This is a genomic window from Streptomyces saintjeani (assembly GCF_055409605.1).
In genome coordinates this window covers 6853701-6876127 of record NZ_CP189624.1, presented here as the reverse complement: position 1 = coordinate 6876127, position 22427 = coordinate 6853701, and the positions used below count along the sequence as shown (strand labels likewise).

Annotated in this window: 16 protein-coding genes and 2 pseudogenes; 4 read left to right on the top strand and 14 right to left on the bottom strand. The window is 71.0% G+C overall.

The window, feature by feature from the left end; translation table 11 throughout:
- Position 1: 1 nt before the first annotated feature.
- From ACQCO7_RS31410 to ACQCO7_RS31400, 3 genes are read right to left on the bottom strand one after another with little or no spacing between them, the layout of a single operon-like run.
- Positions 2–937, bottom strand: a complete 936-nt coding sequence (locus tag ACQCO7_RS31410; RefSeq protein ID WP_464074954.1) for a carbohydrate ABC transporter permease — start codon at positions 935–937, stop codon at positions 2–4.
- Positions 934–1989, bottom strand: coding sequence for an ABC transporter permease (locus ACQCO7_RS31405; protein ID WP_464074953.1), 1056 nt, complete (start codon positions 1987–1989; stop codon positions 934–936). Before ACQCO7_RS31405 ends, ACQCO7_RS31410 begins: the two co-directional genes overlap by 4 nt.
- Before the next feature lie 24 nt (positions 1990–2013).
- Positions 2014–3705 carry an extracellular solute-binding protein gene (locus tag ACQCO7_RS31400; protein ID WP_464074952.1) on the bottom strand — a complete coding sequence of 564 codons (1692 nt, stop codon included), beginning with the start codon at positions 3703–3705 and terminating at the stop codon, positions 2014–2016.
- 336 nt (positions 3706–4041) lie between these two features.
- Here ACQCO7_RS31400 and ACQCO7_RS31395 point away from each other — a divergent pair, with 336 nt between their 5' ends.
- Complete coding sequence (locus ACQCO7_RS31395) at positions 4042–6882, top strand: glycoside hydrolase family 3 C-terminal domain-containing protein (RefSeq protein WP_464074951.1); 2841 nt, start codon at positions 4042–4044, stop codon at positions 6880–6882.
- Here ACQCO7_RS31395 and ACQCO7_RS31390 read toward each other — a convergent pair.
- Together ACQCO7_RS31390 and ACQCO7_RS31385 are read right to left on the bottom strand one after the other, a co-directional pair.
- Positions 6850–7569, bottom strand: coding sequence for a hypothetical protein (locus ACQCO7_RS31390; RefSeq protein ID WP_464074950.1), 720 nt, complete (start codon positions 7567–7569; stop codon positions 6850–6852). The genes ACQCO7_RS31395 and ACQCO7_RS31390 overlap by 33 nt on opposite strands.
- An 81-nt stretch (positions 7570–7650) precedes the next feature.
- A pseudogene (locus ACQCO7_RS31385) lies at positions 7651–7845 on the bottom strand (N-acetyltransferase); the annotation flags it as partial.
- Positions 7846–8177: 332 nt separating this feature from the next.
- On the opposite strand from ACQCO7_RS31385, the gene ACQCO7_RS31380 reads away from it, so the two are divergent.
- Entirely contained in the window at positions 8178–9293 is a 1116-nt protein-coding gene (locus tag ACQCO7_RS31380; protein WP_464074949.1) for a phosphoenolpyruvate carboxykinase (ATP), read from the top strand.
- A gap of 134 nt (positions 9294–9427) precedes the next feature.
- Here ACQCO7_RS31380 and ACQCO7_RS31375 read toward each other — a convergent pair whose 3' ends face one another.
- The 5 genes and pseudogenes from ACQCO7_RS31375 to gabT all read right to left on the bottom strand — a co-directional run bounded on the left by ACQCO7_RS31375 (position 9428) and on the right by gabT (position 14299).
- On the bottom strand, positions 9428–10873 hold the full coding sequence (locus ACQCO7_RS31375) for an aldehyde dehydrogenase family protein (RefSeq protein WP_464074948.1): 1446 nt from the start codon (positions 10871–10873) through the stop codon (positions 9428–9430).
- Between the two features lie 72 nt (positions 10874–10945).
- Positions 10946–11590 (bottom strand): phosphatase PAP2 family protein, encoded by a 645-nt coding sequence (locus ACQCO7_RS31370; RefSeq protein WP_464074947.1) that lies wholly within the window; start codon positions 11588–11590, stop codon positions 10946–10948.
- 99 nt (positions 11591–11689) lie between these two features.
- Positions 11690–12538, bottom strand: a complete 849-nt coding sequence (locus ACQCO7_RS31365) for an alpha/beta fold hydrolase (protein WP_464074946.1) — start codon at positions 12536–12538, stop codon at positions 11690–11692.
- 124 nt (positions 12539–12662) lie between these two features.
- Positions 12663–12848 (bottom strand): annotated as a pseudogene (locus tag ACQCO7_RS31360) (phosphatase PAP2 family protein); the annotation flags it as partial.
- A 116-nt stretch (positions 12849–12964) separates the two neighbouring features.
- Positions 12965–14299 (bottom strand): 4-aminobutyrate--2-oxoglutarate transaminase, encoded by a 1335-nt coding sequence (gene gabT / locus ACQCO7_RS31355; RefSeq protein WP_464074945.1) that lies wholly within the window; start codon positions 14297–14299, stop codon positions 12965–12967.
- A 283-nt stretch (positions 14300–14582) separates the two neighbouring features.
- Between gabT and ACQCO7_RS31350 the strand changes: the two genes are divergently transcribed.
- Together ACQCO7_RS31350 and ACQCO7_RS31345 are read left to right on the top strand one after the other, a co-directional pair.
- A complete protein-coding gene (locus tag ACQCO7_RS31350) occupies positions 14583–17015 on the top strand; it encodes a type IV secretory system conjugative DNA transfer family protein (RefSeq protein ID WP_464074944.1) in 2433 nt (810 codons plus the stop codon).
- A 131-nt stretch (positions 17016–17146) separates the two neighbouring features.
- Complete coding sequence (locus ACQCO7_RS31345; RefSeq protein WP_464074943.1) at positions 17147–18709, top strand: PucR family transcriptional regulator; 1563 nt, start codon at positions 17147–17149, stop codon at positions 18707–18709.
- A gap of 110 nt (positions 18710–18819) precedes the next feature.
- On the opposite strand, the gene ACQCO7_RS31340 is transcribed toward ACQCO7_RS31345, so the two are convergent.
- The 4 genes from ACQCO7_RS31340 to ACQCO7_RS31325 form a co-directional block, all read right to left on the bottom strand.
- Positions 18820–19272, bottom strand: coding sequence for a bifunctional DNA primase/polymerase (locus ACQCO7_RS31340; protein WP_055718530.1), 453 nt, complete (start codon positions 19270–19272; stop codon positions 18820–18822).
- Positions 19273–19573: 301 nt separating this feature from the next.
- The gene (locus ACQCO7_RS31335) at positions 19574–20365 is read right to left on the bottom strand and encodes an ABC transporter permease (protein WP_464074942.1); all 792 of its coding nucleotides are present in this window, start codon (positions 20363–20365) and stop codon (positions 19574–19576) included.
- Positions 20366–21280: an ABC transporter permease gene (locus ACQCO7_RS31330; RefSeq protein WP_464074941.1), complete on the bottom strand. Its 915-nt coding sequence runs from the start codon at positions 21278–21280 to the stop codon at positions 20366–20368.
- Positions 21280–22422, bottom strand: a complete 1143-nt coding sequence (locus ACQCO7_RS31325) for an ABC transporter ATP-binding protein (protein WP_464077330.1) — start codon at positions 22420–22422, stop codon at positions 21280–21282. The genes ACQCO7_RS31330 and ACQCO7_RS31325 overlap by 1 nt, the downstream gene beginning before the upstream one ends.
- Positions 22423–22427: the final 5 nt, after the last annotated feature.

Here is a 22427-nt window from a genome sequence, read left to right as displayed (position 1 = left end):
CTCACCCCTTCACCGCCCCCGTCAGCATCCCCTTCTTGAAGTGCTTCTGGACGAACGGCGACAGCACCGCCACCGGGAGCAACGCCATGACCATGACCGCCATCTGGACCGCCAGCCCCGACAACTCCCCCGTACGGATGGCCTGGCTCAGACCCACCGGGGCCTCTTGTTTCTGGACGAGCTGGATCATGACGTTCTGGAGCGGCATCATGTTCTGGTCGTTGAGGTACAGGGACGCGTTGAACCAGGCGCTCCAGTAACCCACCGCGTAGAACAGGGTGATGACGGCGAGCACCGCCCGGGACAGCGGCATGACGATCTGCCGCAGGATGCGGAAGTCCCCGGCGCCGTCGATGCGCGCGCTGTCGATCAGCTCCTGCGAGATCCCCATGAAGAACCCGCGCAGGACGAGGATGTTGAAGACGCTGATCGCGCTGGGCAGGATCAGCGCGAGGTACGTGTCGGTCAGCCCGAGGGACTGGACCAGGAGGTACGTGGGGATGAGCCCGGCGCTGAAGAACATGGTGGCCAGCAGCAGCATCAGCATCCACCGGTGCCCGAGGGACCCGGTACGCGAGAGCCCGTACGCGCACAGCACGGACACGGCCATCGAGAACAACGTACCGACGGCGGTGATGAGGACGCTGATGACGGCGGCCCGCGTCACCTGCCCGCCGCTGAGCAGCTCGCGGTACGCGACGAACGTGACCCCCTTGGGAACCATGACGAGCCCACCGGCTCTGTCGATGGTCTCCCGGGAGGAGAGGCTGGTCACGACGACGATCCACAGCGGGAAGAGGATCGAGAGGCAGGCGAGGGCGAGGACGACCCCCTTCCCCGCGATCCCCGCCTTCGTGGGCTCCTCCTCCCAGACGGGACGCGGCGGAGCGGCCAGGCGGCCGGGTTTCTGGACGGACTTGTCGAGTACGGCGCTCATTTCTTGTACACCCCCTGCTCGCCCATGAGATGGGCCACCTTGTTCGCGACGAGGACGAGACCGAGACTGACGACGCCCTTGATGAGCCCGGCGGCTGCCGCGTACCCGAAGTCCTGGTTGCGGACGCCGTTCCACCAGACGAACGTGTCGAGGACTTCGGAGGCACCTGGTCCGACGGCATCACGTTGCAGCAGGATCTGCTCGAACCCGACGGTGAGGGCGTCCCCGACGCGCAGGACCAGCAGCAGGGCGATGACGGGCCGCAGAGCGGGAAGCGTGACGTGCCACATGCGCCGCCACCGTCCGGCGCCGTCCATCGCGGCGGCCTCGTACAGATCGTGGTTCACGGAGGCGAGCGCGGCGAGGAAGACGATGATGCCCCAGCCGGCGTCCTTCCAGACGCTCTCGGCGGTGATGAGGAACTTGAAGGTACCGGGGTCGGACATGATGTCGATGCCGTCGTACCCGTGTTGCCGCAGGAGCTGCGACAACAGCCCGGCGCCACCGAAGAGTTGCTGGAAGACGGCGATGACCAGCACCCACGAGAAGAAGTGCGGCAGGTAGAGGATCGCCTGCGAGAAGGCCCGGATCCGGGGCCGTACGACGCTGTTGATGAGCAGCGCGAGGAGGATCGGGATCGGGAAGTACAGGACGAGCTGGAGGAAGAAGAGGACCAGCGTGTTGGTGACCGCGTCCCAGAACGCCGAGTCCTCGAACAGGCGTTGGAAGTTCTCCAGCCCGACCCAGGGGCTGTGCAGGATGGAGACGACGCCGTTGGAGCTGACGTAGGGGTCGTAGTCCTGGAAGGCGACCACGTTGCCGAGGATCGGTACGTAGTTGAAGAGCAGGACCAGCAGTACGGCCGGCAGCGTCATCAGGATGAGCACGCGGTCGCGCCGGAAGCGCAGCCGTACGCTCAGTTTCCCTGACTCCCTTTTCCTCTTCGGGCGTTTCTTCCTGGGGGAGTTGACGGCGGCGCCGGACGTCGCCGTACTCCGCTTCCCCGTCTCGTCGGCCTCGGTCCCGCTCCGAGGCACCGTGCTGTGGGACACGGCCGTCCTCCTCGCCTCGCCGGGTCAGCTCGCTGCCGTGCCGTTGTCGTCGAGCAGCTTCTGGTACCAGTCGCGCAGTCCGTCGCCGCCCTTCTTCCGCCAGTCGGTGACCCATGCCTGCATGTCGCTGATCTTCTTGCGCCCGCGCACGATGTCGTCCTCCAACTGCTCCATGGTGTTGGAGAGGTTGGTGAAGCGGGCGGGTTCGGTGATCTGGAGCCCGAAGAAGGTCGACTTCTTGGTGAGCGCTCCCATCCGCTGCTGCCATTCGACGGCGCCGCGGCCGATGTCGGGGAAGTCGGGGCGGGCGATGGTCGCGGCGGGGCTCGCGAGCGCGAGGTTGCTGGCGAGGTCGATGTTGCCCTGGTCGGTCTTGAGGGGGACGCCGTCCTTGATGTTGTAGTGGGTGCCTTCGACGCCGTACTGGGTGAGCATGTACTCCTTCGTCCCGTACGGCGCGGCGGTCACGTTGGCGACGGCGAGCGCGTCGCGGACGACCGCCTCGGAGGCGCTCTTGTTGACGAAGGCGAAGATGTTGGCGGGCTGGGTGGCCCAGAGCTTCGGGGGGCCGTCGCCGTTGCCGAAGATGTCCATGCCCCAGATCTTGAAGTCGGGGTTGTGGGCGGCCTGGATGGCCTGCTGACCCCACCAGCTGGAGAGGTCGTTGTTGTAGATGAGGAACTCGCCGGCCGCGAACTTGGTGCTGGGGTCGACGGCCTGGCTCTTGCCGAGCCGCGCGTCGGGGTGGACGACGCCGGCGGCGAACAGCTTCCTCGTCCACTCCAGGGCTTCGAGGTACTCCTCGGTCTCGACGCGGTAGACCAGCTTGCCGTCGACCTGGTTCCAGCCGAGCGCCTTCTCCCCGCCGGAGAGCACACCGAACGCGTTGAACGCGGTCCACTTCATGTCGCCGCAGGCCCACCGCTTGGCCCTGGCGTTGGTGATGTCCTTCGCGAGCGCGAGGAACTCGTCGGCGGAGGTGGGTACTTGGTACCCCTCCTTGTCGAAGATGTCCTTGCGGTAGAAGGGCACGATGTTCGCGACGTACGACGACGGCATCGGCAGTCCGCGCAACTTGCCGCCGAAGATGCAGCGTTGCCAGGCGTCGGTGGGGATCGCCGCGAGGTTCGGGAACTCCTTGACGGCGTCGCCGGACAAGTAGGGCCCGAGGTCGGCGAATTTGCCGATGATGGCGCTGGGGATCTTGCCGCCCATGTTCCAGCCGGGGACGACGACCACGTCCGGTACGTCGCTTGAGGCGAGGACCGCGCCGAGCTTCTGGTCGTAGGTGTTGCCGTCCTGGTTCTGCCAGGCGAGGTCGACGCCGATCAGGTCGCTCATGGCCTTGTAGTAGGCGTTGTCGCTCTTGGGCGGGGAGCCCCAGAGCGGCGCCATGACGGTGAGCTTGCCGCCCTTGCCGAGCTTCTTCGGCACCGACGTCTTGAGGGTCGCGGTGTCGACCTTGCTGATGAATCCGACCGCGGAGCCGTTCTTCGACGGGATGTCGGGCGTCACCACGTTGCTCGCGACGTAGGCCGGGAGGAGGCTCTTCGCGTTCTTGCCCGAGGTGGTGCCGTCGCGCGAGCCGCTGTCGGAGCCGCCGCAGGCGCTCAGCAGGGGCATCCCACCCGCGACCGCGGCGGTGGCGACCGCCGTGGAGGCGAGGAAGCTTCTCCGGCTGGGACCGGAGGAGGCGGAAGCGGCGTTCGGCGTCATTGCGTCAACCCTTCGTGGCGCACCAGGACACCCGGCGGTGGCTCGTCGGCTGCGGTGTCATCGGTGGAACTGGCTGAGCCGAAGCGGACGTCCGACCAATGCCCCGGGACTCCTGACGGACCCTTAGTCGAAGCGCTTCGATGTTGCTGTGAGGTTAAGTGAAGCCCTGAGGGCGCACAAGGGTCGCTTCCAATATTCCTCGGACCCGAGAGGCAGGAGGTTCCTGTATGCGCCACTTGAAATAACGGTGCGGTCCCTTGACACCCGCACCGCTGCCCGCCGAGCATCGAAGCGCTTCGAAAGAGCCGCTCCGGTCCACCGCAAAGGGAACTTCACGTGACCGCATCCACGCCCTCCACGCCGCCCTTCCGTGATCCGCGCCTGCCGTTCGCGAAGCGCATCGACGATCTGCTGTCCCGTCTGACGCTCCAGGAGAAGGCGGCGTTCCTGCACCAGTACGCCCCGGCCGTCGAGCGGCTCGGCGTCGCCGCGTTCCGCACCGGACAGGAGGGGCTGCACGGCGTCGCCTGGATGGGCCCGGCGACGGTCTTCCCGCAGGCGGTGGGGATCGGCGCGACCTGGAACCCGGAGCTGGCGCGCCGGATCGGCGAGGCGGTCGCCGAGGAGGCGCGGGCGATGAGCGCGCGCGACGACCGGGTGGGCCTCAACGTGTGGGCGCCGGTGGTGAATCTGCTGCGCCACCCGCTGTGGGGCCGAGGCGAGGAGGGCTATTCGGAGGACCCCCGGCTGACGTCGGCGATCGCGACCGCGTTCACGCACGGACTGCGCGGCGACCACCCCGTGTACTGGCGTACGGCGCCGGTCCTCAAGCACTGGCTGGCCCACAACAACGAGACGCGGCGCGACACTTCGTCGTCCTCGGTCCGCCCGCGCGTGCTCCACGAGTACGACCTGCCTGCCTTCCGCGCCACGGTCGAGGCGGGCGCGGTGGCCGGGGTGATGCCCGCGTACAACCTGGTCAACGGCCGCCCCAACCACGTCTCCCCGTACCTCAACGACCACCTGCGGACCTGGACGGACGCCGACCTGTTCGTCTGCTCGGACGCCTGCGCGCCCTCCAACCTGGTCGATCCGGAGCACTACTTCGACACGTACGAGGAGTCCACGGCGGCGGCGATCCTCGCGGGCGTGGACAGCTTCACCGACCACGGCACGGACGGCACGAAGACCGTCGAACGGGTCAACGGGGCTCTGGAGCAGGGCCTGTTGACGGAGAAGGACGTCGACACCGCGGTACGGCGCCAGCTCTCCGTCCGGTTCCGGCTCGGCGAGTTCGACCCGTCCTTGGACCCGTACGCGTCCGGCGCCGCCTTCGACACCCCGGAGCACCGCGCGCTCGCGCAGGAGGCCGCCGAGCAGGCGATCGTCCTGCTGCGCAACGACGGCATGCTGCCGCTGGCCCCCGACGCGCGGATCGCGGTCGTCGGGCTGCTCGCCGACGAGTGCAAACTCGACTGGTACAGCGGCACGTTGATCCACCGCTCGACTCCGCTGGAGGGGCTGTACGAGCGGTTCGGGGCGGACCGCGTGCAGTTCGTGGAGGGCGTGGACCGGGTCCTGCTGAAGACGTCGGCGGGGTCGTACCTGGCCGTCCCGGCGACCGAGTCGGACGACGAAGTGCGCGGCGCGGAGGGGGCGTTGGACCCGGCGCTGCTCAAGGGGCGTACGGACATCCCGCCGTTGACGGTGTCCGGCGTGGGGACCGAACTCGCCCTCGCCGACTGGGGGAACGGCGTCCTCACCTTGCGTGCGCCCGACGGGCGTTACCTGTCCGTCGCCGAGGACGGGTATCTGCGGGCGTCCGCCGATCAGCCCGGCGGGTGGGTCGTACAGGAGACGTTCCGCCTCGAACCCCACGGCAAGGGCCACGAGCAAGGTCACCTCCTCCGTCATCTCGGCACAGGTCTGCTTGTCCGAGTCGCCGCCGACGGGGTGAAGGTTGCCGCCGAAGATCCGGAGATCTTCGAGCTGGTGACGGTGGAGCGCGGCGAGGACGCGGTGGCCCGGGTCTGCGCCGACGCGGACGTCACGCTGGTGATCGCGGGCAACGACCCGCACATCAACGGCCGTGAGACGGAGGACCGTTCGACCCTGGACCTCCCTCCGCACCAGGCCGGCCTCCTCACCGCCGCGCGCACCGCCAACCCGCGTACGGTCCTGGTCCTCACCTCGTCCTACCCCTACGCCCTCGAACCCGGCCCGCTCCCCGCGGTGCTCTGGACGGCCCACGGCGGCCAGGCGGCCGGCACGGCCCTCGCCCGTGTCCTCGCCGGCGACGTCTCCCCCGCCGGCCGGCTCCCCCAGACCTGGTACGAGTCGGACGCGGACCTCCCCGACCTCCTCGACTACGACGTCATCGGCAGCCGCCAGACGTACCTGTACTTCGAGGGCAGGCCGCTGTACCCCTTCGGCCACGGTCTGTCCTACGCGTCCTTCTCCTACGGCGACCTGAAGGTCTCGGCGACGGACACGGCCGTCCAGGTGTCCTTCTCGGTCACCAACACCGGCGCCGTCACCGCCGACGAGGTCCCCCAGCTGTACACCCGGGCCGTGGACCCGTCGGTCACGCGCCCCCGGCGGGAGCTGCTGGCCCACACGCGCATCACCCTGCCGCCGGGGGCCCGCCACGAGACGTCGTTCGAAGTCCCCCTGTCCGCCTTCGAGTTCTGGGACGTCGCCCGGGGCTCCTGGCGCCTGGACCCCGGCGAGTACGACATCCTCGTCGGCACGTCCAGCGAGGACATCCGCCTCCGTACGACCCTGATGCTCACCGGCGAGCCCGCCACCCCGCGCGCCGTCCTCCGACTCGGCCTCCCCGCCGCCGACTTCGACGAACAGGGCGGCGCGGAGATCGTGGACCGGACGAAGCGGGCGGGGGACGCGGTGATGCCGGGGGCCTCGGGGGTGGCCCAACTGGTGTACCGGGCCTGCGACTTCGGCTCGGGGGCGACGCGGGTCACGGCGGAGGTGGCGGGCGAGGGGGAGCTGACCCTGGAGGCGGGCGGCGTCCAGGCCGTCCTGCGCCTCTCCTCCCCCACCGATTCCCCCTACACCTACACCCTGTTGAACGCCCCCCTCGCCCTGACCGGCGTCCACGACGTCCACGTCAGGCTGCGCGGGCCGCTACGGCTGGCGCATGTGGGGTTCTCCTGCTGAGTACCCTCCGGCCGAGTACCCGATGTACTCGGCGAGGTCGTCGAGCCGGATGTCGTCGGCGCGCTCCCGGACGTCGTTCAGGAGCCAGTCGAGGAGTTCCGGGGTCGCGTGGTACTCGTCGTGGAAGCCCATGTGCAGGTCGGTGACCTCGTACTCGAAGAGGACGTCGTGGACGAAGTCGGCGAGGTGGGTGTCGGCGGCCGGGGTGCGGGTGGCGGTCCAGGCGTCCAGCCAGGGCCGCAGTCCGCCGGTGGCGACCGTGACGAGCGCGAGGACCTTCCTGGGCCTGGCGGCACTGGGGTGGGTCGCCAGGGTGGCCCGCCACCAGGCCGTCCACACCTCCCGCAACGCCGCCACCAGCGGCGGGTCCCACGCGGTCCACGACGCCTCCAGCAGCCGGGTCGCGATCAGTTCCTCGTCGGTGTGCAGCCGCCCGGTGACAACTCCCCTGAGAATCCTCGGAGTCAGCCGCCTGTAGAGCCGGGGAAAGTCGTCCCAGTGCTCCGGCACCTCCGACGCCACCGCCCGCACCAGATCCTCCGGTATCAGCTCCACCGCCCCCGAGAGCTCCACGAAATCCCGCTCGGCATAACAGTACGTACACCCCTCGACCCTGAACGCCTCTTCACCCGCGAACGCCCGCTCCAACGCGTCCAGCGCCGACCTGAGTTCCTGCTGGGGGGACATGGCAACCCCTGAGTGACTCCGTCCGGGTGACCGGCGAAGATTGCAGGCTATCAACGGACCTCGCTCCGCCGCCCGTCGAATTCACGCCCCTTCACGGACCATGCAGTCGTACAGCGGCGAGCCCTCGAACGGGCGGGACACCCCAGCCTTCCGGTACCCCCACGCCTCGTACGCGGACCTCGCGGGAGCGGCCTCGGGTTCCGGGCGGACCGTGAGGGTGACCCTCTCGACGTCCAGTCCTCGCAGCAGGCGGTGGTGCAACTCGGTGGCGATGCCGTGGCACGGAATGCCCGTTCCCGTCCCCCTCCAGCAGGTACGTGACGAACCCGCCCGGCGACCGGGCCGGATCAGCGCCGGTGTCGGCCGTACGCGGTACGGACCCGCAGGTGCGGTGGTATCGGCGCTGCGTCTGCTCCTCGGCGTGAAGGACGGAACTCTCCGCCCCTCACGCCGACCACCGCTTCAGAATCCCGTTGCGCTGCGCCCAAGGCATACCCGTACCGTGCCCGCCTCCCCTGGACCCCTCCGAAACCCGGCAGTTGGAAGCCGTCCGGTCCAAACTCCGCGCCGCCTACAGCACGTTGTCCACCCTGAAGAAGGACCTCACCGTGACCACTCACTTCGTACGCCTCCAGGCCGCCGACGCGGCAGTCACCGTCGCCTGTGTCGAACGGGCCGTCACCGACTGGGCCGTTCGCTACTTCGACCCCTGGTGGGAGGCGGCGGAAACAGCCGCCGAAGCGCACCCCCTCGTCATCGCCCGAGTGAACCGCGACGCCTACGCGGAAGCCGCCCTCGCCGTGACCCTGGCCCCGCACACCAGCACCACGTACGCGAAGGCCCTGACCCTGGTCGCGCGGGACGACAAAGCGGCGGTCGTCCGAGCCGTCTCCCCCGGCGAGGGGCTCGCCTACCTCTCCGAACCGGAGTCCGGCCGCCTGACCATCACCGGCCGCGCATCCGAACCCGTCGCCCTCGCCACCGCCCGCCTGGCCCGTGAGGTGATGCGCGGTGTCCTGCTGCGCACGGGCTGGTCGGTGCTGCACGCCTCGGCTGTGGCGGATCAACTCGGGCGGACGGTGCTGGCGTTCGGGCACAAGGGTGCGGGCAAGACGACCACCGCACTGGCCCTGGCGAGCCGAAGCGGCTTCCAACTCCTCGCCAACGACCGCGTGTTCGTCCGCCCCGACGGCAACGGCGGTGTGGACGTCCTGCCTTGGCCCTCGGCCGCGGCGATCGGACTCGGACTGCTCGACGCGTTGGGATGGTTCGACACCGCACGGGATCGGCTCCGGGACGGCGAGGCCCTGCACCCGACGCAGGACGCACGCGTCACGGCCGCCCTGCTCGCCGACCGTCGTGAACCCTTGCGGGAGGACGGCAAGGAACTCAAGGCCCAGGTCTTCCCCGACCAGTTCGCGAGGTGGTTCGGCCTCTCGCTCGCGACCGGCGGCAAGGCCGCGGCCCTCGTCTTCCCTCGCGTCGTTCCCGGCGCCGCCCCAGCGCGCGACTCCGTCGAACGGCACCTGACCGACGCGGACTTCATGAGCGGCGCGACCGAAGACCGCTACCCCGACATCTTCGCCCTCGCCCGCGTGGACGGCGGCGGCAGCGAGGAGGCCCGCCGCGAGGTCGCGGACCTGCTGGCGCGGCTCCCCCACCACCCCGTAGCCCTCGGCCACGGCCTCACGGAGAACGCCGGGTTTCTGGCCGGGCTCGCCTGAACCCGGATACAGAAGAGGCCCGGCACCGGAAGGCATCGGTGCCGGACCTCTTCATGGGACGGCGGGTCAGCGCCTGGAAAGAGCTTAGGTGAAAATGGTTCCCATTAGCAAGACCCCTGCCGCACCCCGGTTCCTCAGAGCGCCAGCCCCGTCAGGACCAGCACCCGCTCGTACGTGTAGTCCTCCATCGCGAACTTCACGCCCTCCCGGCCGACTCCGGACAGCTTCGCGCCGCCGTACGGCATCTGGTCCGCCCGGTACGACGGGACGTCGCCGACGATCACGCCGCCGACTTCCAGCGCCCGGTGCGCACGGAACGCCGCCTGCACGTCGTGCGTGAACACCCCCGCCTGGAGCCCGTACTTGGAGGAGTTGACGGCGGCGAACGCGGCCTCCTCGCCGTCGACCTTCTGGATCGACAGGACCGGGCCGAAGACCTCTTCGCGGGCCAGCGTGACGCCGTCGGGGACGTCCGTCAGGACCGTCGGCGCGTACGACGCGGCGTCCCGCTTGCCGCCCGTCAGGAGCGAGGCGCCCGCCGAGACCGCCTCGTCGACCCACGACTCGACCCGCCGCGCGGCGTCCTCGCTGACCAGCGGGCCGACGTCGGTGGACGCGTCGGACGGGTCGCCCGTGACCTGGGCCTCCACCGCCGCGACGACGCGCGGGAGGAGCCGGTCGTACACGGCCGCGTCGACGATCACCCGCTGGACGGAGATGCAGGACTGGCCGCCCTGGTAGTTGGAGAAGGTCGCGATGCGGGTCGCGGCCCAGTCGAGGTCCGCGTCGGAGGACCAGTCCGCGAGGACGACCGCCGCGCCGTTGCCACCCAGCTCCAGCGTGCAGTGCTTGCGCGGCACCGAGTCCATGATCGCGTAACCGACCTTCTCGGAGCCGGTGAAGGAGATGACGGGCAGCCGCTCGTCCTGGACGAGGGCGGGCATACGGTCGTTGGCCACCGGCAGGATCGACCAGGAACCGGCGGGAAGGTCGGTCTCGGCGAGGAGGTCTCCGATGATCAGACCGGAGAGCGGGGTCGCGGGCGCGGGCTTCAGGATGATCGGCGCCCCCGCCGCGATCGCCGGCGCGACCTTGTGCGCGCACAGGTTCAGCGGGAAGTTGAACGGCGCGATCCCGAGCACGACCCCCTTCGGGAACCGCCGGGTCAGCGCGAGCCGCCCCTGACCACCCGCGTCCGTGTCGAGCCGCTGCGCCTCGCCGCCGTTGAACCGGCGCGCCTCCTCGGCGGCGAACCGGAACACGGACACCGCGCGCCCGACCTCGCCGCGCGCCCACTTGACCGGCTTGCCGTTCTCGGCGGAGATCAGCTGGGCGATCTCCTCGGCGCGCTCGGCGAGCCGCTTGCTGACGTGGTCGAGCGCGGCGGCCCGTACGTGCGCCGGGGTCGCGGCGAACTCGCCCTGGACGGCGTGCGCGGCGGCCACCGCCTCTTCGACCTGCGCGTCGGTCGGCACGCTCACCTTCCCGACGAGCCGCCCGTCCCAGGGCGACGTCACGTCGAAGGTGTCCTCGCCGGTGGCCTCGCGGCCGGCCAGCCAGAAGGCGTGGGTGGAAGTCATCGTCGGGAGCCCTTCCGCAAAGTCGACAGTCGCTGTCCACCGTAGGGCCGGGCGCCCGATCGGGCGTTTGTCCTACGCGTCCGAGTGCACGGCGCCCGCACTCCGCTTCGGCGCACCGATCCGTACGACGACCAGCCGCAACGCCCCGAGCAGCACCGCCCCGAGGCACCAGCTGGCGATCACGTCGAGCGGCCAGTGGTACCCGCGCCGGACCAGCCCGTACGACACGGCCGCCACCAGCACGACCGCCACGCCGACCGCCGTACGCCGCGCCCGCCCCGCCGCCAGCCACGGCAGCAGCACGAGCACCGCGCCGCCGTACGCGATCATCGCCGTCGCCGTGTGCCCCGAGGGGAAGTACCCGGTCGCCGGGGGTACGGCCGGGGTCCCCGGACGCTCGGTCCAGATCTTCAGCGGTACGACGACGAGCGGCACCAGCGCCATCGCCGCGAGAGCTGCCGCGGCGGGTCCCCACCACCGCGGTTCACCCGCCCGGCGCCCCAGCCAGGCCACGTATCCCGCCACTACCAGCAGAACGGGCAGCGCCACCTGGACGTTCCCGAGATCCGAAAGAAGTTCGGCGAACCGGTCGGGGTGCCGCAGCGCCGCACTCAGCCGCTCGTCCCACCGCAGCAGCGGCCCGCCGTCCGCCACCTGCCAGGTGAACAGTGCCAGCAGGGCGGCGGGTACGGCGAGGAGGCGGGCGCTGATCGGCATGGGCCCAGCCTCTCAGGAAGCGGCACCCCTCAAGGCCGGCCCTCTCGAAGCCGGCCCTCCGGAAGCCGCCCCCTCGACGCCAGAAGCCCGCCGCCCTTCTCAGGCACCCGCGTGCTCCAGAATCGCCCCCGCCAACACCCCCCACACCTCCGGCGGAAGCGCATGCCCCATCCCCGGCACCTCCACCAGCCGCGCACCCCCGATCACCTGCACGAGATGCCGGGCATGCGGCGGCGGGAACACCGGCTCGGCCGGCGCCTCGACCACCAGCGTCGGCACAGCGTTCCGCGCGAGCGCCCCCGTACGGAGCATCCCGTCGGTGTCCGCGCGCCCGTGCGCGGTGTTCACCCGGTGATGCCCGGTGTGCTCGATGATCGCCCCCTCCAGCGCGCGGTAATACGCGGCGTCGAACGGCAGCGACTTCCCGTGCAGCGCGTGCCAGTGCTCGACGCGCCGGTCCAGCTCCTGGTCCAACGTCAGATCGTCCGGCACCGGAGTGGACCACAGCGCGAGTACCTCGGCCTCGATGCCGGGCAGCTCCCCGCCCGCGTACGGCGTCTCGCTGAGCGCGCTCGTCCCCATCAGCGTCGCGCTGAGCAGCCGGTCCGGGTGGTCGGCGAGAAGGAGCTGTGTCAGCATCCCGCCGAGCGACAGTCCCACCACGTGCGCGCGCGAGACCCCGAACGCGTCCAGCACCGCGACGGCGTCCCGCGCGAGCGCGGTGATCGGGTACGGCCGCTCGTCGAACCCCCAGGTGGAGCGGCCGGTGTCGCGGTGGTCGTAGCGGATGACGCGGTGCCGGGTGGCGAGGAGGTCCACGAGGGGCTCGGGCCAGCCGAGGCCGGACGCCTGGGCGCCCATGACGAGCAGGAGCGGGGGCGTGTGCGGGTCGCCGCGCTCCTCGGCCCAGAGGCGGGTTCCGGGGGCGATGTCGACGAAGCGTTCCACGAGATCTCCTAAGGGCCAGGACAGTTGACGAGACGAGACGTACCGTATCGCCAATCCCTCAAAAAGAAGACCCCGATTTGGAGAATCGGGGCCCTGCGAGTGGTTCGCACCTCTGGAAGGAGGTCGGCCGTCCCGGAACAGGGGGGGTGGTTCCGGGACGGCCGTCCAGACCGGGGTGCCGCCGCCCCGGGGGGTTTGGGGCGGGCGACGGTCCGATCGGTGAGGAGATCACCGGAACCAGTGGCTCCGGATGTGTGCGCGAGGCACGACCAGGACGAAGCTGGGGAGGCCCCGGCCCGGCACCGTCCACGGTCTCCCGTGAGCGGGTGTATCTCTCATCACGAACGAAACTACGGCAGCTCCCGTCCCGGCAACAGGCCGAACCCGGAGCCGCCATCCTCCCCGCACACGTTCTTCACACGCCCGTCAGATGGCCGCGAACGCGCCTTCGATGATGTCGAGGCCCTCGCCCAGCAGGTCGTCGCCGATGACCAGCGGCGGCAGGAACCTGAGGACGTTCCCGTACGTTCCACAGGTCAGGACCAGCAGCCCCTCTTGGTGACACGCCTTGGCGAGAGCCGCCGTGGCCTCCGGAGCCGGCTCCTTGGTGGCCCGGTCCTTGACCAGCTCGACGGCGATCATCGCGCCCCGCCCGCGCACGTCGCCGATGACGTCGAACTTGTCGGCCATGGCGAGCAGCCGGGCCTTCATCGTCGCCTCGATCGCCTTCGCGCGGGCGTTGAGGTCGAGGGCCTTCATGGTCTCGATGGAGCCCAGCGCGCCCGCGCAGGCGACGGGGTTGCCGCCGTAGGTGCCGCCGAGCCCGCCCGCGTGCGCGGCGTCCATGATCTCGGCGCGCCCGGTGACGGCGGCGAGCGGCAGCCCGCCAGCGATGCCCTTCGCGGTGGTGATCAGGTCGGGGACGATCCCCTCGTCCTCGCAGGCGAACCACTGGCCGGTGCGGCAGAACCCGGACTGGATCTCGTCGGCGACGAAGACGATCCCGTTGTCGGCGGCGAACTTGCTCAGCGCCGGCAGGAAGCCCTTCGCGGGCTCGATGAACCCGCCCTCGCCGAGCACCGGTTCGATGATGATCGCGGCCACGTTGTCCGCGCCGACCTGCTTGGAGATCTGGTCGATGGCCTGCGCGGCGGCCTCGGGGCCCGCGTTCTCGGGGCCGGTGGGCCAGCGGTAGCCGTACGCGACGGGCACCCGGTACACCTCGGGCGCGAAGGGCCCGAAACCGTGCTTGTACGGCATGTTCTTGGCCGTCAGAGCCATCGTGAGGTTGGTCCGGCCGTGGTAGCCGTGGTCGAAGACGACGACCGCCTGACGCTTCGTGTAAGCCCGCGCGATCTTGACGGCGTTCTCGACGGCCTCGGCGCCGGAGTTGAACAGCGCGCTCTTCTTCGCGTGGTCCCCGGGCGTCAGCTCCGCGAGCGCCTCGGCGACCTCGACGTACCCCTCGTACGGCGTGACCATGAAGCACGTGTGGGTGAAGTCGGCGAGCTGCGCGCTCGCGCGCCGGACGACGGCCTCGGCGGACGCGCCGACGCTGGTGACCGCGATCCCGGAGCCGAAGTCGATCAGCCGGTTGCCGTCGACGTCCTCGACAATCCCGCCTCCCGCGCGCGCGGTGAACACCGGCAGCACCGAACCGACGCCCCGCGCGACGGCGGCGAGGCGACGGGCCTGAAGCTCCTGCGACTTGGGGCCGGGGATCGCGGTGACGATCCGGCGCTCCTGCGGAAGGTCGGTCATGGGGGCTCCTAGGGGGTGCGAACCGGGTGATGCGTACGGGACGGGGTCCACCGGGGTGCGTGTACCCAGCGCGTCCGCCTCCGTTTTCTCGCAGGTTAGGACGGGGTGGACAAGCTGGGCATGCTCCATGTGGGCGCCTTCCGGGCGGCGCGTTGTCCGCCGTGGACAGTGCCGGCGGACGGCTGTGTCGGCGCGGTCTGGCGCGGGAGCGGTGAACTCCCTTTGCGGGCGCGTTAGATTGACGGCTGACGGTGGACTGAGCGGCTGGTCAGGGGGCAGGGCGATGAACAGCGACGGGACGCAGGACGCGCGCGGTACGCATGCGAGCCCTGTGCCGCGCCCTGCGGGGTCCCCGGAGGGTGGTGCGGGGGTGCCACCGAGGCCGGCCCACGCGCCCGGTTCGTACGACAAGGCACCCCCCGTGAGCGCCGTGTCCGCGTGGCTCGACACCCCCCGCCCCGAAGCCCGCCCCGGTATCTGGCGGTTCGGTTTCCGGCCGCCCAAGGACGCCTCGCAGGACAGTGAGCGCCTCTCCCCCGTCACCGTCGTCGGCCTGCTGATCCCGCTGGTCGTCGCGCTCGTCCTGTGGTCGCTGTGGCGGCGCGGTTCGTTCCCCTACCAGTTCACCCTGCTGCGGCTGTTCACGCCGGGCGACTGGTGGTGGGGCGGGACGATGGCCTCCGCGAAGACCACGGAGGGCGCGGAGGCGCGGGTCGTGTACGACGGGCTGTTCTTCGCCGTCCTCATGTACACGATGGGCCGCCTCGGGAGCTGGCCGGACGCCGTGCGGCACTTCATCGGGCGCCGTCCGCAGCCCGCGCGCGCGGTGTACGCGTTCGTCGCGGCCCTGGTGACGCTCAGCTTCGTGTTCCCGGACGCGTTCCCGCTGGTCGGCTGGGACTCGCTGCCCGTCGTGGACCCGCTGTTCTCGCTGGTCGTGCTGATCTCCGGGAGCTACGAGCTGTTCACGTCGGCCCTGTTCACGGACTCGCTGTACGCGGTGATCACCGCGCTGGTGGTGTGGCCGTTCGCGAAGGCCGGGGGCTGGTGGCCGTACGCGAAGGAGCTGCTGGCCGTGCGCAGGGGCGAGGCGCCGGCGCAGGTCGTCGTCGAGCGCCCGCGCGCGCAGTGGCCCGCTCTGCGGGACGCCGGGCAGACGGAGGCGGCCGACCTGCTGAGCGGTGAGGTCGCGGCGGGGCGGATGAACGACGTCGACTGCGCGCGCGTGGAGCACGCGTTCGGCCTCGCGCGCGCGGGCGCCTCGCTCGGGGCGTTCCGGGAGGCGGTGCTGCGGCAGGGGGGCGCGGCCTGGACGCATCCCTCGGGCGCGCGCGATCTGCCGCGCCGTACCGCGCTGCACGACCTGCTCGCCGGGCAGGTGCGGATCGGGCGGTGGGTGTCCGCCGAGCGGGCGCCGGTGCCCTACCGGGACGCGGGGGCCGCGCTCGGGGCGGACGTGCTGGGGACCTCGCTGCTGGCGGTCGGTCCGTCGGGTTCCGGGAAGACGCGCACGCTGATCGAGCCGGTGACCGAATCGCTGGCCCTGCGCGCGCTCACGGGCGCGTGCGCGGTCGTCGCGGTGTCCTCCGCGGGCGCGCCGCTGGGCTCCGACGACTCCTTCGACGTCGTCGTCCGCATCGGCGACCCGTCCTCCGTCCACGACCTCGACCCGTACGCGGGTTCCGACGACCCCGACGAGGCCGCCGCGATCCTCTCCGAGGCCCTCGTGGGCGATCTGGCCACTCCTCAGGCGGCGACGGCCCTCGCCCAGCTCCTGGGCCCCTACCGGGCCGTGCACGGCCGTTTCCCGACCCTCCCGGCCCTGCGCGAGCTGCTGGAGAGCCCCGAGGCGCTGGCGTCCCTGCGCGACGCCCTCGCCGGGGACGAGGTCATGCGCCGCGAACTGGACGCGCGCATCCGCCAGACCGGGGCCCCCGGAGACGCGGGGCGCGCGCTGGCGGACCGGTTGGCGCTGCTGAGCAGGCCGGTGTTCGCGGAGTTCCTGGGGGGCAGCGGGGACACCCACGGAGCGCGCGGCGACCAGCCCCCGTACACCGCCCCCCACCGCGCCTTCTCCCTCCGCGCGCTCGCCGACCACCCCCTCCGTGTCCGCATCGACCTCCCCGCGCGCGGGCACGAGGAAGCCGGGCGGGTCCTCACGCGTCTGGTGCTCACGCAGTTCAACGCGGTCGTCCGGGAGGACCGGCGCGCGCACTTCGCGTGCCTCGTGCTGGACGACGCGACCGGGACGGTCACCGCGGAGTCCGTGCGGCACATCCAGCGCCTGCGTTCGCGCGACGCGGGCGTGGTGCTGGCGCTGCGGAGTGTCGGGGACGTCCCGGAGGCCCTGCACGGGCCGCTGTACGGCGCCGTGGGGTGCCGGATGGCGTACGCGGGTGTCACGACGTGGGACGGCAACCGGTTCGCCCAGACGTGGGGCACGGAGTGGGTCGAGACGACCGAGGTCGCCAAGCACACGGTCTTCGCCGACCAGCCGATGACCCGCGCGATCCACGCCCTGCGCAAACTCGTCACCGGCAAGGCGGTCACCACGGACGCGGTGACCGTCCGCCAGGTCGAGCGCGAGCGCTGGTCGGCGTCCCAACTGGCCCACGAGGTCCCGCCGGGCCACGCGGTGCTGTCCCTCACGAGCGTGCGGGGCGAATACGCGCCGCCGATGCTGGTGGACCTGCGGCGGAGTCACGTCGACGGCTGATCGTCGACACGCGATTACCGGCCGCCATCGGCATGTGGGACCCGGCCCTGCGCGAAAAGCCGGCCCACCGAGGGGCGCGGCGCTGAGGCACAATCGGCACTGCTCCCGACCTCCTCGCGTCTGAAGGCACCATGCCCCCCACCCTCGCCTCCCTCGTCCACCACTCCGCGCTGAAGCTCGTCGTCCGCGCGGGCGAGGACAAGCTCGGTGTGGCGGTGCGGTGGACGCATGTGAGCGAGCTGCCGGACCCGGCGGAGTACATGGAGGGCGGGGAGCTGCTGCTGATCACGGCGTTGAAGCTGGACGCCGAGGACCCGGAGGCGATGCGCCGGTACGTACGGCGGCTGGTGGAGGCGGGGGTGGTGGGGCTGGGGTTCGCGGTGGGCGTCAACTACGAGGACGTCCCCGGGGCGCTGGTGGAGGCGGCCCGCGCGGAGGGGCTGCCGCTCCTCGAAGTGCCGCGCAGGACCCCGTTCATCGCGATCGGCAAGGCCGTCTCCGCGGCGATCGCGGCGGACCAGTACCGCGCGGTGACGGACGGCTTCGCCGCTCAGCGCGAGCTGACGCGCCAGACCCTCGCCGCGGGCCCCGAGGGCCTGCTGGCGGCGCTGGCGGCCCACGTGGACGGCTGGGCGGCGCTGTACGACCCGTCGGGCGCGGTCGTCACGGCGGCCCCGGAGTGGGCGTGGCGCAGGGCGGCCCGCCTCACGGCGGACGTCGCGCGCCTGCGCGAGCGCCCCGCCCCGGCCTCCTCGGTGATCGACGGCGAGGACCGGGTGGAGCTGCACTCCCTGGGTACCGGCCGCCGCCCGCGCGCGGCGCTCGCCGTCGGCACGGCCACCGCCCCGGGCACGACCGAGCGGTACGCCGTCCACTCGGCGATCGCCCTCCTCACCCTGACGACGGAACGCTCCCGTTCCCTGCGCGCGGCCGAGCAGCGCATCGGCGCGGCGGTCCTGCGGATGCTCCTCGCGGGCGAACCGGATCACGCGCGCGCGGTGGCGGGCGATCTGTACGCCGGTCTGCTGGACGCCCCGTTCCGGGTGATCGTCGCGGAACCGGGCCCCGGCGCGCGCGTGCCGGACGGCGAGGACCCGCTGGAGGAGTTCGCCGAGGCCCTGGAGTCCGCGGCGGCCCGCGTGGCCGAACCCGTCCTGGTCGTCCCGGAGGGCGAGCGGCTGGTGGTCGTCGCGGTGGACGACGGCGGGGTGCTGGCGGAGACGGTGGAGTACGCGGCGGAGGTGGAGGCGGACCGGTCGACGGAGGGCCACGACCTGGTGATCGGCCTGTCGGGCCCGGCGGGCCCCAGTACGGCCGCGGTCGGCCACAAGCAGGCCGAGCAGTCCCTGTCGGTCGCCAGGCGCCGGGGCAGGGCGTTCGTGGAGCACGACCAGCTGGCGTCGGGCTCGGTCCTGCCGCTCCTCGCGGACGACGCGGTGCGGGCGTTCTCGGACGGTCTCCTGCGGGCACTGCACGAGCACGACGCGACGGGCCGGGGGGACCTGGTCGCCTCGCTGCGCGCGTGGCTCTCCCGGCACGGCCAGTGGGACGCAGCCGCCGCCGATCTGGGAGTGCACCGGCACACGCTGCGCTACCGGATGCGCCGCGTGGAGGAGATCCTGGGCCGCTCCTTGGACGACCCGGACGTGCGGATGGAACTGTGGCTGGCGCTCAAGGCGACGGCCGACTCGTAGGCGTACGACCGCGTCGGCCGCACGGGCGGCCGACGTTGCGTGTTCACGCGCGGGCACCCTCCCCGGAATGGGGGACGCGGAGGTGTGCTCGCGGACCGGTCAGCCCGTGATCACCCGTCCTCCCCCGCCGCGAGCCCGGCGGCGGCCTCGTGCATGGCGAGTTCGAGGAGCGCGGGGTCGTTCAGCGTGCCGGTGCCGTCCGGGGGGACCAGCCAGCGGACGGCGCCGGTGGAGCGGCCCGGGTACGGGACGACGATCCAGGTGCCGTTCCCGGCGCTGCGGATCCCGGTGCCGAGCCAGCGCGCGGCCGTGCCCGGCGGCACGAAGAACCCCATGCGGTTGTCGCCGAAGTCGACCAGGACCGGGCCGGTCCGGTCGAGGATGCGGGTGAGGATGTCGAGGGTCGGACGGCCGAGTTCACCCGGCAGGATCAGCACGTCCCAGGCGCGCCCGGCGGGCAGCAGCGCGACCCCGAGGGGGTTGCGCTCCCATTCCCACCGGCAGGCGTCGGGGTCGGGCGCTACGGATGCCAGCCATTCGACCGCAGTCTTGGCCCCAGTCATCGAGAAGACCTCCCTTTCTGTCGTCTTCCGTCGTCGACGCGGTGGCGTCACGAGGAAGAGAGGGAGGTTTCCCGGTGAGCATTACGCGAGTTCGGGGGCCTATCCGGAGTGAAGCGGATCACATACCGGTCTCCGCTCCCGCGTGCGCCGGTGAGCACGGCACCGGCCTGTTCGGCACGCTCCCTGGCGGAACGGCCGGGTGCGGACCCGTCGGGTCCGGCGCCGTACGCCACGCGCGCGGGGTGAGCCGTACCGAAGTCGGCGCAGAAGCGGCGACGGGTGTTCCCGGACCGCGTGGACGTCAAACCCTGTGCCTGCTACGGCGTCTGCCGACGGCCATGGAGACCAGCACGAGGAGGACGGCGACGAGGAACATCGCCGTGCCGATGACGTTGATCTGCACGGGAGTACCGCGCTGCGCGGAACCCCAGACGAACATCGGGAACGTGACGGTCGAACCGGCGTTGAAATTGGTGATGATGAAATCGTCGAAGGAGAGCGCGAAGGCGAGCAGCGCGCCGGCGGCGATTCCGGGGGCGGCAATAGGGAGGGTCACCCTCAGGAATGTCTGGACCGGTCCGGCATAAAGGTCGCGGGCGGCTTCTTCGAGGCGCGGGTCCATCGACATGACGCGCGCTTTGACGGCCGTCACGACGAAACTCAGGCAGAACATGATGTGGGCGATGAGAATCGTCCAGAAGCCGAGCTGGGCGCCCATGTTGAGGAACAGGGTGAGCAGCGAGGCCGCCATCACGACCTCGGGCATCGCCATGGGCAGGAAGATCAGCGAGCTGACGGCGCCCCGTGCGCGGAAGCGGTAGCGGACCAGCGCGAAGGCGATCATCGTGCCGAGCGCGGTCGCCCCGAGGGTCGCCCAGAACGCGATCTGGAGGCTGGTCGAGAGCGATCCGCACATTCCGGCGACACCGCACGGGTCTTTCCACGCGTCGAGGGAGAAGTTCTGCCACTCGTAATTGAAACGGCCTTTGGGTCTGTTGAAGGAGAAAACCGTGACGACGACGTTCGGCAGCAGCAGATAGGCCAGGGTGCACAATCCGGCGATGACGACGAGATGACGCTTGAGCCAGGACATCTAGACGAGGTCCTCCGTCCCGGAACGGCGGATGTAGAACGTGACCATGAAAAGGATCGCGGCCATGAGGAGGAAACTCAGCGCGGCGGCCGTCGGATAGTCCAGGACGCGCAGGAACTGGGTCTGGATGACGTTCCCGATCATGCGGGTGTCGGTCGAGCCGAGGAGTTCGGCGTTGACGTAGTCGCCGGACGCCGGGATGAACGTCAGCAGCGTCCCGGAGACGACCCCCGGCATCGACAAGGGGAAGGTGACCTTCCGGAACGTCGTCCACGGGCGCGCGTACAGATCACCGGCGGCCTCGTGGAGGCGGCCGTCGATGCGTTCCAGGGACGTGTAGAGCGGCAGGATCATGAACGGCAGGAAGTTGTACGTCAGCCCGCACACGACCGCGAGGGGCGTCGCGAGGACGCGGTCGCCGGCCGTCCAGCCGAGCCAGCCGGTGACGTCCAGGACGTGCAGGGTGTCGAGGGCGCCGACGACCGGGCCGCCGTCCGCGAGGATCGTCTTCCAGGCGAGCGTGCGGATGAGGAAGCTGGTGAAGAACGGGGCGATCACCAGGATCATGATCAGGTTGCGCCAGCGCCCCGCGCGGAACGCGATCAGGTAGGCCAGCGGGTAGCCGAGGACCAGGCACAGGACGGTCGCGGCGGCGGCGTACAGGACCGAGCGCAGGAACTGCGGCCAGTACTCCTGGAGGGCGTCCCAGTAGGTCGCGAAATGCCAGGTGACCTTGTAGCCCTCCTCCAGGGAGCCCGTCTGCACGGAGGTCGACGCCTGGTAGATCATCGGCAGCGCGAAGAACACGAGCAGCCAGAGGATGCCGGGGAGCAGCAGCCAGTACGGCGTCCAGCGGCCTCTCTTGCGCACGCGCGCGGGAGCCTCGGTCGTGGGCTCGGTCAGGGTGGCCGCCATCAGACGACCGCCTCTTCCTCGGTGCCCGCGTCAATGTCCTGGGACGCGTCGAGGCCGAAAGTGTGCGCCGGCGCCCAGTGCAGGACGACTTCGGCGCCGGGTATCAGGCGCGCGTCCCGGTCGACGTTCTGGGCGTACACCGCGAACTCGGGGCAGACGGCCGTACGGATCACGTACTGCGTCGACACGCCGATGAAGCTGGCGTCGGCGATCGTCCCGCGCAGCCGGTTGCGGCCTTCCGGGACGGCGGACGCCTCGTGCGCGTGCGTGAGGGCGACCTTCTCGGGGCGGACGCCGACGAGGAGTCTGCCGCCGGGCGTCGCCGGGGCGGGGCAGCGGGACGCGGGCAGGACGAGCCGCCCGCCCTCGGCCTTGAGGACGATGTCGTCGCCGTTCTTGGTGTCGACCTCGGCCTCGATGAGGTTGGAGGTGCCGAGGAAGTTCGCGACGAACGTCGTGCGCGGGTTCTCGTACAGGTCGGCGGGGGCGCCGAGCTGCTCGACGCGGCCCGCGTTCATCACGGCGACCGTGTCGGCCATCGTCATGGCCTCCTCCTGGTCGTGCGTGACGTGCACGAAGGTGATGCCGACCTCGGTCTGGATGCGCTTGAGCTCCAGCTGCATCTGGCGGCGCAGCTTCAGGTCGAGGGCGCCGAGGGGTTCGTCGAGGAGGAGCACCTTGGGGTGGTTGATGAGGGCGCGGGCGACGGCGACGCGCTGCTGCTGGCCGCCGGAGAGCTGGTGGGGCCGTTTACGGGCCTGCTCGCCCAGCTGGACGAGTTCCAGCATGTCGTCGACCATTTTCTTCACGCTCTTGATCCCGCGCCGCCTGAGGCCGAATGCGACGTTCTCGTAGATGTCGAGGTGCGGGAAGAGGGCGTACGACTGGAAGACGGTGTTCACGGGCCGCTTGTGGGGCGGCAGGCGGGTGACGTCCTGGTCGCCGAGGTGGACGGTCCCGCCGGTCGGCTCCTCCAGGCCCGCGATCATCCTCAGGGTCGTCGTCTTGCCGCAGCCGGACGCCCCGAGGAGCGCGAAGAACGAACCCTGCGGGACGGTCAGGTCGAGGGGGTGCACGGCGGTGAACGCGCCGTACGTCTTGCCTATGCCGGTCAGGCGGACGTCGCCGCTGTTGTCTGTCATCGTCG

Excerpts from the sequence above, each read along its gene's own strand:
- ACQCO7_RS31410 (WP_464074954.1), bottom strand. The coding sequence starts at position 937 with ATGAGCGCCGTACTCGACAAGTCCGTCCAGAAACCCGGCCGCCTGGCC.
- ACQCO7_RS31400 (WP_464074952.1), bottom strand. The coding sequence starts at position 3,705 with ATGACGCCGAACGCCGCTTCCGCCTCCTCCGGTCCCAGCCGGAGAAGC.
- ACQCO7_RS31390 (WP_464074950.1), bottom strand. The coding sequence starts at position 7,569 with ATGTCCCCCCAGCAGGAACTCAGGTCGGCGCTGGACGCGTTGGAGCGG.
- ACQCO7_RS31375 (WP_464074948.1), bottom strand. The coding sequence starts at position 10,873 with ATGACTTCCACCCACGCCTTCTGGCTGGCCGGCCGCGAGGCCACCGGC.
- ACQCO7_RS31370 (WP_464074947.1), bottom strand. The coding sequence starts at position 11,590 with ATGCCGATCAGCGCCCGCCTCCTCGCCGTACCCGCCGCCCTGCTGGCA.
- gabT (WP_464074945.1), bottom strand. The coding sequence starts at position 14,299 with ATGACCGACCTTCCGCAGGAGCGCCGGATCGTCACCGCGATCCCCGGC.
- ACQCO7_RS31350 (WP_464074944.1), top strand. The coding sequence starts at position 14,583 with ATGAACAGCGACGGGACGCAGGACGCGCGCGGTACGCATGCGAGCCCT.
- ACQCO7_RS31345 (WP_464074943.1), top strand. The coding sequence starts at position 17,147 with ATGCCCCCCACCCTCGCCTCCCTCGTCCACCACTCCGCGCTGAAGCTC.
- ACQCO7_RS31340 (WP_055718530.1), bottom strand. The coding sequence starts at position 19,272 with ATGACTGGGGCCAAGACTGCGGTCGAATGGCTGGCATCCGTAGCGCCC.
- ACQCO7_RS31335 (WP_464074942.1), bottom strand. The coding sequence starts at position 20,365 with ATGTCCTGGCTCAAGCGTCATCTCGTCGTCATCGCCGGATTGTGCACC.
- ACQCO7_RS31330 (WP_464074941.1), bottom strand. The coding sequence starts at position 21,280 with ATGGCGGCCACCCTGACCGAGCCCACGACCGAGGCTCCCGCGCGCGTG.
- ACQCO7_RS31325 (WP_464077330.1), bottom strand. The coding sequence starts at position 22,422 with ATGACAGACAACAGCGGCGACGTCCGCCTGACCGGCATAGGCAAGACG.